Origin of the sequence: Nonomuraea sp. ZG12, assembly GCF_052068115.1 — a bacterium.
Lineage (GTDB): Bacteria > Actinomycetota > Actinomycetes > Streptosporangiales > Streptosporangiaceae > Nonomuraea.
Genome location: NZ_JBQHCW010000005.1, coordinates 93,684 through 101,948, shown reverse-complemented (window position 1 = coordinate 101,948; position 8,265 = coordinate 93,684). Strand labels below are relative to the sequence as shown.

Annotated in this window: 11 protein-coding genes; 3 read left to right on the top strand and 8 right to left on the bottom strand. The window is 69.9% G+C overall.

The features are described from left to right. Window positions 1–32: 32 nt before the first annotated feature. A complete protein-coding gene (locus tag ACTMTF_RS17170; protein ID WP_441111562.1) occupies window positions 33–1,097 on the top strand; it encodes a serine hydrolase domain-containing protein in 1,065 nt (354 codons plus the stop codon). 61 nt (window positions 1,098–1,158) lie between these two features. Here the strand turns inward: ACTMTF_RS17170 and ACTMTF_RS17165 are convergent, their stop codons facing one another. The 5 genes from ACTMTF_RS17165 to ACTMTF_RS17145 all read right to left on the bottom strand — a co-directional run bounded on the left by ACTMTF_RS17165 (window position 1,159) and on the right by ACTMTF_RS17145 (window position 4,673). Next, the gene (locus ACTMTF_RS17165; RefSeq protein ID WP_441111561.1) at window positions 1,159–2,268 is read right to left on the bottom strand and encodes an aldo/keto reductase; all 1,110 of its coding nucleotides are present in this window, start codon (window positions 2,266–2,268) and stop codon (window positions 1,159–1,161) included. A 69-nt stretch (window positions 2,269–2,337) separates the two neighbouring features. Beyond that, on the bottom strand, window positions 2,338–2,976 hold the full coding sequence (locus tag ACTMTF_RS17160; RefSeq protein WP_441111560.1) for a TetR/AcrR family transcriptional regulator: 639 nt from the start codon (window positions 2,974–2,976) through the stop codon (window positions 2,338–2,340). A 103-nt stretch (window positions 2,977–3,079) separates the two neighbouring features. Further along, window positions 3,080–3,610 carry a hypothetical protein gene (locus ACTMTF_RS17155; RefSeq protein ID WP_441111559.1) on the bottom strand — a complete coding sequence of 177 codons (531 nt, stop codon included), beginning with the start codon at window positions 3,608–3,610 and terminating at the stop codon, window positions 3,080–3,082. 128 nt (window positions 3,611–3,738) lie between these two features. After that, on the bottom strand, window positions 3,739–4,455 hold the full coding sequence (locus ACTMTF_RS17150; protein WP_441111558.1) for an MOSC domain-containing protein: 717 nt from the start codon (window positions 4,453–4,455) through the stop codon (window positions 3,739–3,741). Then, window positions 4,452–4,673, bottom strand: a complete 222-nt coding sequence (locus ACTMTF_RS17145; RefSeq protein WP_441111557.1) for a hypothetical protein — start codon at window positions 4,671–4,673, stop codon at window positions 4,452–4,454. The genes ACTMTF_RS17150 and ACTMTF_RS17145 overlap by 4 nt, the downstream gene beginning before the upstream one ends. 17 nt (window positions 4,674–4,690) lie before the next feature. On the opposite strand from ACTMTF_RS17145, the gene ACTMTF_RS17140 reads away from it, so the two are divergent. Then, window positions 4,691–4,999 carry a catalase-related domain-containing protein gene (locus ACTMTF_RS17140; RefSeq protein WP_441111556.1) on the top strand — a complete coding sequence of 103 codons (309 nt, stop codon included), beginning with the start codon at window positions 4,691–4,693 and terminating at the stop codon, window positions 4,997–4,999. Window positions 5,000–5,041: 42 nt separating this feature from the next. Here ACTMTF_RS17140 and ACTMTF_RS17135 read toward each other — a convergent pair whose 3' ends face one another. After that, window positions 5,042–5,659 carry a MarR family winged helix-turn-helix transcriptional regulator gene (locus ACTMTF_RS17135; protein ID WP_441111555.1) on the bottom strand — a complete coding sequence of 206 codons (618 nt, stop codon included), beginning with the start codon at window positions 5,657–5,659 and terminating at the stop codon, window positions 5,042–5,044. 111 nt (window positions 5,660–5,770) lie between these two features. Continuing rightward, window positions 5,771–6,316 (bottom strand): carboxymuconolactone decarboxylase family protein, encoded by a 546-nt coding sequence (locus ACTMTF_RS17130; protein ID WP_441111554.1) that lies wholly within the window; start codon window positions 6,314–6,316, stop codon window positions 5,771–5,773. A 155-nt stretch (window positions 6,317–6,471) separates the two neighbouring features. Between ACTMTF_RS17130 and ACTMTF_RS17125 the strand changes: the two genes are divergently transcribed. Then, a complete protein-coding gene (locus ACTMTF_RS17125; protein WP_441111553.1) occupies window positions 6,472–7,113 on the top strand; it encodes a MarR family winged helix-turn-helix transcriptional regulator in 642 nt (213 codons plus the stop codon). Window positions 7,114–7,148: 35 nt separating this feature from the next. Here ACTMTF_RS17125 and ACTMTF_RS17120 read toward each other — a convergent pair whose 3' ends face one another. Continuing rightward, entirely contained in the window at window positions 7,149–8,141 is a 993-nt protein-coding gene (locus tag ACTMTF_RS17120) for an aldo/keto reductase (RefSeq protein WP_441111552.1), read from the bottom strand. Between the last annotated feature and the right edge of the window lie 124 nt (window positions 8,142–8,265).

Below are 8,265 nucleotides of genomic sequence, written 5' to 3'. Positions count from 1 at the left end.
CCGACCGGGCGGCCTTCCATAGCGTTGCGCCCATGATGCAGACGATGATGAACGTGCTGGTGGCGGCGGCCGTCGCGGCGGGTGGCCAGGGGCCGGGCGTACGCCCCGAGTTGGAGAAGATCGTGGCGGGCGACGCGGCGACGGCCGCTCTGGCGCGGGTCAGCGACGGAAACCGTACCTGGTCCGGCGCCGTGGGGGTGCGCGACGTCAAGCGCGGCGGGCGGCCCTCGCCCGGCGGGCACTTCCGGATCGGCAGCGTCACCAAGACGTTCGTGGCGACCGTGGTGCTCCAGCTCGTGGACGAGGGCAAGGTGCGGCTCGACGACCCCGTCGACCGCCACCTGCCGGGCCTCGTACCGGGCGGGGAGCAGATCACCGTCCGTGCGCTCCTCAACCACACCAGCCATCTGTACGACTACATGAGCGAACCTGGTTATTCGACCAACCGGTGGCGCGGCGACGCCCGGTTCCGTTCGTACCGGCCGCGTGAGCTGCTGAAGGTGGCCTTCGCCAAGAAGCTCCCCGACGACGGCCGGTGGCACTACTCCAACACCAACTACGTGGTGCTCGGGCTGCTGGTGGAGAAGGTGACGGGCAGGGCGTACGGCGAAGAGGTCAGGCGCCGCATCCTGCGCCCGCTGGGGCTGCGCCACACGGTGGTGCCGGGCGATCGGGCGGGCCTGCCGTCGCCGCACGCCAAGGGGTACGAGCCGATGCCCCGCCTGGTGGACGCGACTCGGATGAACCCCTCGCTCGACTGGGCGGCGGGGGAGATGATCTCGACCACAGCGGACCTGGAGCGGTTCATGTCCGCCCTGCTGGACGGCAAGCTGACCAGCGCCGCCTCGCTGCGCGCCATGCGCACGACCGTCGACACCAAGGTCGGATTCGGCTACGGGCTCGGCCTGCAGGCGTACCCGCTGCCGTGCGGCAAGGTGTGGGGCCACAGCGGCGAGCTGATCGGGTACCTGACGTTCGCGTTCCGCTCGGACTCGGGCAAGTCGCTGACCCTGTCGATCAACCCGTCGACCCGCAACCCTTCCACGGCGGAAGTGATGGGCATCGCCACCAAGGTGTTCTGCGGGTCCGCAGGCTAGACGTGGGACGGCGCGTGTCCGTACGGGCTGATCGTATGGACACGCGCTGAGGTGAGGGCCGTCAGTCGCTGCCGTCATGCGCCCAGTTACGCACCGGTGGGGCGTATTGGGCTGGCTTGTCCGCCACCTTGACGTCGGGGCTGATCAGCCAGGCCTGATAGTCGGGCGTGAACATCCGGTAGACCGACGGAGGTGGCGTCGAGCTCGCCTCGTCGAGCCGGGCGCGCAGGTCGGCCGGCAGGTCGAAGTCGAGCGCGGTCAGGTTGGCGTCGAGCTGGGCGACGCTGCTCGCCCCGATGATCGCGGCGGCGACCCCGGGCTGGGTGGCGACCCAGTTGACCGCGACCTGGGCCATCGTCACGCCGAGGCTGTCGGCGACGCTCTCCAGCGTCGCCAGAAGCCGCCACTGCTCGTCCGTCCACGAGCGGCCGGCCGAGCCTCCGTCGCTGAGCCGGCCCTCCCCGACCAGGCCTCGGTCGGCCTGCCGGTACTTGCCGGTGAGGAAGCCGCCGCCGAGCGGGCTCCACGCGGTGATGCCGAGCCCCAGGCTCTGCCCCATCGCGACGTGCTCCAGCTCGATCGCCCGCTCGATGAGGGAGTAGGGCAACTGCAGGCTGACCGCCGGCACGAGGGAGTGGGCCTCGGCGTAGGTCTGGGCCCGCGCCGCGTACCAGCTGGGCACGTCGGACAGGCCCGCGTAGCGGATCTTGCCGGCCCTGGTGAGGTCGTCGAAGGTCCGCATGACCTCCTCGACGGGGGTGATCCGGTCCCAGGTGTGCAGCATGAACAGGTCGATGTAGTCGGTGCGCAGGCGGCGCAGCGAGGCCTCGACCGCTCTGATCATGTGCTTGCGGCCGTTGCCCCCGGCGTTCGGATCTCCGGGGTCGACGCTGTTGGTGAACTTGGTGGTGAGCACGACCCGGTCGCGCACCTTGGCTTCCGCGATGAGGTTGCCCAGGATGGTCTCGCTCTCGCCGGCGGTGTAGAAGTCGGCGGTGTCGATGAAGTTGCCGCCCGCTTCGAGGTAGCGGCGGAAGATGGGACGGGCCTCCTCTTCGGTCTTGCCGTAGGCGGCGTGGAAACCGCCGGTGCCGAAGTTCATGGTGCCGAGCGCCAGTCGGCTGACGCGCAGCCCGGAACGTCCGAGCAGGTAGTAGTGGTTGAGGGACATGAGGGTGTTACTCCGTTCGGAGGCGCGTTCTTGCCGTTTGAACCTTTCGGTCCACTCAGCTTGCGCATCCTAAATTGGACTGTCAAGTCCAAAAATGCCCCGCTCCGGAGGGGTGAGCCTGTGGGCGCGCAGGTGGGCGAGGCCCAGGTCCAGTGCCGCCTCCAGATGCGCGGTCCGGCCGGTGGACAGCTGGAGCAGCACGCCGCCCTGGATGCCGGCGAGCAGGGCGGCGGCCGTGCGGTCGGGGTCGAGGCCGGGGTCGATCTCGCCGATGTCCTGCATGTGCCGTACGCCGGTGGCGATCTCGGCCTGCCAGCGGCGCGTCAGCTCGGTGACCACGGCCTGCGCGCCGGGCGTCGTGTCGCCCAGCTGTGACATGACGGAGTTGAGCGGGCACAGGCGGCCCTGCCTGCGATAGCGGTCGACGACCTTGTCCCGCCACAGCTGCCAGGCGGGCCAGGAGGTGAGATCGCCGAGCTGGGGTTGCTGGTCCTCCAGCACACGATCGGCTTCCAGGCGGGCCACGGCCAGCAGCAGTTCCTCCCGCCCGCCCGGGAAGTAGTGGAACAGCTGGCTCTTGCTCGTCGCCGTCCTGGCCAGCACGTCGTCGAGGGTGGTGGCGGGCACGCCGTGCTCGCGGATGTGCGCGGCCGCGCCCTCGAGAATGCGCTGCCGCGTCGCGGCTCCCTTGCTGGTCAGCGAACGCATGAAACCTCCATTGGACTCTTGGGTCCACTTTATGGTGTCAGGCCGACCTCGCTCGTCATCGGCCAGGCTCTTTGAGGTGATTCGGCAGTGCAGATCACTTGGCTCAGGGAACGCGGTCGACGACGACCATCATGTCCGGGTCATCCGGCTTCTGCAGCACGTCATCGATCCAGCCGTCCCCCGGGCGGATCCGATGGAAGCGGAACACGACACTGGTGTCGTTCGCCCCGATGACACAGCGAACGGGAACCGGCTCCGGCAGCGCCCGGACCAGACCGAACACCCTGTCCGCCACGACCAGCCCCAGCCTCAGCAGCCCGGCCTGATCCTCCTGGCTGATCAGAGGCCGGTCATCAAGGCTCGTCACCTGTACGGGCGCGTAATCCTCCAGGTGAAAGGCGTTGACGAACCACTCATAGCCGGACAGGTCCTGCCACCCCATCGTGGCGATCGCCGCCGAAGCGGACTCCGGCATCCCCACCCACTGACCGACGTGATCAGCGAACACCCAGGCACCCTCGTTGTACGCCAGCCCGCCCGCGAACTTGTCGAGGAGAGCCTGGCCGAGCTCGGTGGCGGGAAAGGGCTGGAGCAAGGGCTGAAGGGCGGATGCCGCCGCTTCGTTCATCCGCATGGCAAGCACCACGGAACGGTACCGTTCCCCGGCCCCGGGAGGTCACGTACAGGTGCCGTCGATCGAGCAGGCGCCCGGCGGCGTCGCCACGGCCTCGGCGGTGGCGTGGTCGTATCCGGTGATGTCGCTCATGCGGACTCCTTCGTGGTGTCGGGCGTGACGGTGGCCGAGCCGTGCAGGCGGTTCGTCTGGTCGTCGAGGTGCCCGTCGAGGCGTTTGCGGAGCAGTCCGGCCCAGGAGGCCGGCAGTGCGTCTGGGTGGTCGAGCAGGCGCAGGGCGGCGGCTCGGTCGGCGCGGTCGACGTTGACCACGCGGTGCGCCTCGGCGGCGGTGATGCCGTGGCCGGGGCGGAAGAGCCGGTCGATGCGGTCGCCGGCGCGCAGGCGGCCGGGGCGCAGCACTCGGCAGTAGAAGCCGGTCCTGCCGCTCTGCTGGGTGATGACGGCCATGTCGGGGATGCCGTGGTGGGCGGCCAGTTTGTAGCAGGGCCGGCGTGGCTGGGTCACCTGGAGCACGACGGTGCCGATGGCGTAGACCGAGCCCAGTACGGCGTCGCTCTCCAGGATCCCGGAGATGGTGAGGTTCTCGCCGAACGCCGGCCGGGTGAGGGGGCCGACCCGCTGGGCCCATGCGTCGTAGTGCTCGCTCGGGTAGAGGAGGACCGCTTTGTCGGGTCCGCCATGGTTTTTCCGGTCGCCCTGTTCGTCGCCGGTCAGGCCGAGCCGGGCGACCTCGACCGGCCCGTCCACGGGGGTCTTCCCGATGCCCGACGCCACGGCGCGGCCCCGCCAGTTCAGCGGTCGCACGGCGCCGACGGACACGACGAGCACCCTCGCGCCGCTCATCGCCGAGCCCGCGGCAACGCGGTCGCAGCCAGATGAGTGTGGTCGCGGTCGTCGAGCGCGCCCATCGGCCCGCCGAGGGCCACGAGCACGTCGAGCCGCGACGCCTCCGGCAGTGGTTCATGCCGGTCGACGAGCACCTCGGCGCCGGCCACGGCCGGCGCCGGCGCGATCAGGGCCGGACCTTCGTACGGGACGTGCTGGACGACTACCGCCTGCATAGCGGCCTCCTCCGTTGTTGTGCCGACTTCAGCAAGCATGCCACAATATTGCTAGGAGTCCTACCTACTTTGCCAGGCGCGCCCCCCAGAACAACCGGCGGCAGGCGTACGGCCACCGCCTGACCACGGCGGCGGGCGCGCCGGCCGGCGACCTGTTCCGCCTGATGACCGGCGAGCGGCGGCAAGCCCTGTTCGACAACACCGCACGGGCCATCAAGGGCGCCCGGAAGGAGACCGCCGAACGGCACATCGCGCACTGCGCCAAGGCCGATCCCGCCTACGGCGCGGGCGTGCGCAAGGCCTGCGAGGTCATCGGCGCGCTCTGAACGACAACGTCCGGCGGCCCGCTCAGGGCCGCCGGTGGTCGGCTAGGCGGTGGCCGGCTGGTGTTCGGGGCAGTCGGTCCGCAGGTCCGTCAGCGGCAACGGCGTCCGCAGCAGGTGGCAGTGATGGGGTGCGGCCGGGTCGGCGTGCGCGTGGGCCCCGAAGAAGCGACAGGTCGTACATGTCCTTGAGACGCTCACCACGTGCCGGCGCTGCAGCTCCGCGATCACGTGCAGCAGGCTGTCCAGGGTCACCGCCCGGTGCTCGACCGGCAGCCCGGCGAGCGCGTCCAGCAACGGCCCGTCCCATGGCGTCAGCCGGCGCGCGACCTCCTCGCCGCTGTCGGTCAGGGTGAGCAGCCGCCGGCGCCCGTCCGCGCCCGGCGAGCGCGTCACCAGCTGCTTGCGCTCCAGCGCGCTGACGGCGTCGGACATCGTCGGCGTGGTGACGTCGAACTCCGCGGCGAGCGCGCTCACCTCGCGGCGGACGGTCGGCTGGCGGGACAGCGCGAGCACCGTCTGCTGCTGCAGCGGAGACAGCCCGTGCTCGCGGGCGGTCCGCTGGGTGAGCGAGCGCATACCGTGCCCGATCCGCTCGAGCGCGTCGGCGAGCCGCCGGTCCAAGTCGGCCGGGCCGCTGGTCTCGGTCATGTGCTCGGTCATGCCACCCGCCTGAAGCGTAGGACTCCTAATCACCGTAATGATACGCGTGCGGCGCGAGGAACGAGAACGGGCGGGCAGCGGGCGAGACGCCCGCTGCCCGCCCTCATCCGATCAGCCTGCCTTGCGCAGCGCGACCTTCGGGAAGTCGACGGGGACCGACAGCGCGACGTTGACGTAGTTGGTGAACAGGTTGAGCGCGACGTGCGCCAGCAGCTCCACGATCTCCTCGTCGTCGAACCCGGCCGTACGCAGCGCCTCGACGTCGGAGTCCGTGACCTGTGCGCGGTCCTCCACCAGCTTGGCGGCGAACTCGAGCGCGGCGTTGACGCGCGGGTCGTGCGAGTGTCCGTCCTGGGCGTGGCTCATGTCCTCCGCTGAGACGCCGGCCTTGCGGCCCAGGGCGGAGTGCGCGGCCAGGCAGTACTCACAGCTGTTGCGGTCGGCGACGAGCACGGCGACCTGCTCGCCGAGCTGGGCGCCCAGGCGTCCGCCGCCGAGGGCGCCGAACCCGGTCCACATCATCTTGAGCGCGGCGGGCGAGTTGGCGACGGCCTTGAACATGGCCGGAGTCGTGCCGAAGGTCGCGGTGATGTCGTCGAGCAGCGGCTTGGACCCACCGGTGGCGCTCTGGGCGTCGATCAGCTTGACACGGGACATGGGTGTGCTCCTGTCATCATCATGGGATACGCGGAACGTACGATTCGCCCGCATGTGAGCAGTCTGCGCAGGTGAAGCGCCTTGCGCGATTGACTGTTAGCAGTACTATCAATGATGAGCGGCAGGACGTCAAGCCAAAGTTAGGAGTACGAAATATGACTGAGGGCTTCGACGCGATCGGCGAGCCCGTCGCGAGGCGTGTGACGAGCGGCCTGTCCAAGATCGGCACGGTGCTCAGGAGCCGGGCGTGGAAGGGCGCCGGGTCGGCTGGTGTGACGCCGACCCAGGCGCAGGCGCTGGAGTCGCTGCGCGGGAGGCCGACGAGTCTCGGCGCGCTGGCCGCTCGCCTGGGCGTCTCGGCCGCGACCGCGAGCAACGCGGTGAGCACCCTTGTGGACAAGGGGCTCGTGGTGAAGGAGTCCGGCGCGAACAAGCGATCCGTGACGCTGCGTCTCACCGAGGCGGGCGAATCGATGGCGGATCGGGCGAGCGAGTGGCCCGACTTCCTGAGCGGCGCCGTCGAAACGCTCGACTCCCGCGAGCAGGTCGTCATGCTGCGGGCGCTGGTCAAGCTGATTCGCACGTTGCAGCAGAACGGCGACATCCCGCCGCAACGCATCTGCGTGACCTGCCGCTCGTTCCGGCCGCGCGTCCACGCGGACCCCGTGAACCCGCACCACTGCGACTACCTGGACGCGGCCTTCGGGGACCGGGACCTGCGCCTGGACTGCCCCGAACAGGTCGACGCCGCACCCGAGCAGCAGGACCTCGCCTGGCGACGCTTCGCCTCCGCGTAACCGCCCTCGTGGCTCTCGCCGGAGCGGCGGGGCGTTCAGTACGCGGCGTCGAGCTTCGCCCGCTGTTCCGCCGTCAGCTCCAGGTCCACCGCGGCCAGGCTCTCCTCCAACTGCTCGACCGAGGAAGCGCCGACCAGCGGGATCATCGGGATCTCGCCGCCCATGAGCCAGGCGAGCACCACCTGGTTCACCGTCGCGCCGGTCTCCTGCGCCACCTCCCGCAGCGCCGCGAGCCGCCGAGGGGTGCCCGCGTGGTCGAACGCGCCGTCGAGCGGCTTGTCCTCGCGTACGTATCCGCCGCCCAGCAAGGGCGAGTAGGCGACGAGTGTGAGCTCGGGCTCGGCCCGCAGATAGCTGAGCAGGTTGCCGCCGACCACGCCGAGGTTGCCGTCCTCGGAGCGCAGCGTCGGCAGATCGGTGCGCGGGCGCAGGTAGGTGTGGTGATACTGCAGGACCTCGTAACCGGGCAGTCCCGCCGAGGCCGCCAGGCTCCGGGCTCGCTCCAGCCGCCACGCCCAGTGGTTGCTCGCCCCGAGCAGACCCACGACGCCGTCCTCGACCAGGCCCGCGAAGGCCTCGACGGTCTCCTCTAGTGGCACCTGCGAGCCTTCGACGTACGTGTGGGCGTACAGAAGGTCCAGTTTCTCCACGCCGAGGCGCTCTCTGCTGCGCGCCGAGGATTCGCGGATCACGGGGGCGGACAGGCCTTCGAGGTCGCGGCTGAGGGTGGTCGCGGGAGCGGTGGGGCGGCCGCCGAGCTTGGTGGCGATGACGATCTCATCCGTGAGGTCGCGACTGCGCCGCCAGCGGCCGAGCAGTGCTTCGCTCTCGCCCCCCTGGGTGCCGTGGACCCAGTAGGCGTAGTTGTTGGCGGTGTCGAGGAAATTGCCGCCGGCTTCGACGAAACGGTCCAGGATGGCGAACGACGTCGCCTCGTCGACGGTGGTGCCGAACATCATGGCGCCCAGGCTGAGTTCGCTGACGCGGCGGCGGGTCTTCGGGTCGCTGCCGATCGTACGGTATTTCACGAAAAATCCTTTTTTGCGGCCATTGCGGGTGTTAGGTGGGATTTCTTCACCTTGGAGTCCACCCGGCCGCATGTGAAGATCGATAACTGCCATTTATGCTCGTTTATCGGCCAACGGGCCCCAG

Bases quoted from the DNA above. Each gene is read 5' to 3' on its own strand.
- ACTMTF_RS17170 (WP_441111562.1), top strand. From the start codon at position 33: ATGATGCAGACGATGATGAACGTGCTGGTGGCGGCGGCCGTCGCGGCG.
- ACTMTF_RS17165 (WP_441111561.1), bottom strand. From the start codon at position 2,268: ATGTCCCTCAACCACTACTACCTGCTCGGACGTTCCGGGCTGCGCGTC.
- ACTMTF_RS17160 (WP_441111560.1), bottom strand. From the start codon at position 2,976: ATGCGTTCGCTGACCAGCAAGGGAGCCGCGACGCGGCAGCGCATTCTC.
- ACTMTF_RS17155 (WP_441111559.1), bottom strand. From the start codon at position 3,610: ATGCGGATGAACGAAGCGGCGGCATCCGCCCTTCAGCCCTTGCTCCAG.
- ACTMTF_RS17150 (WP_441111558.1), bottom strand. From the start codon at position 4,455: ATGAGCGGCGCGAGGGTGCTCGTCGTGTCCGTCGGCGCCGTGCGACCG.
- ACTMTF_RS17145 (WP_441111557.1), bottom strand. From the start codon at position 4,673: ATGCAGGCGGTAGTCGTCCAGCACGTCCCGTACGAAGGTCCGGCCCTG.
- ACTMTF_RS17135 (WP_441111555.1), bottom strand. From the start codon at position 5,659: ATGACCGAGCACATGACCGAGACCAGCGGCCCGGCCGACTTGGACCGG.
- ACTMTF_RS17130 (WP_441111554.1), bottom strand. From the start codon at position 6,316: ATGTCCCGTGTCAAGCTGATCGACGCCCAGAGCGCCACCGGTGGGTCC.
- ACTMTF_RS17125 (WP_441111553.1), top strand. From the start codon at position 6,472: ATGACTGAGGGCTTCGACGCGATCGGCGAGCCCGTCGCGAGGCGTGTG.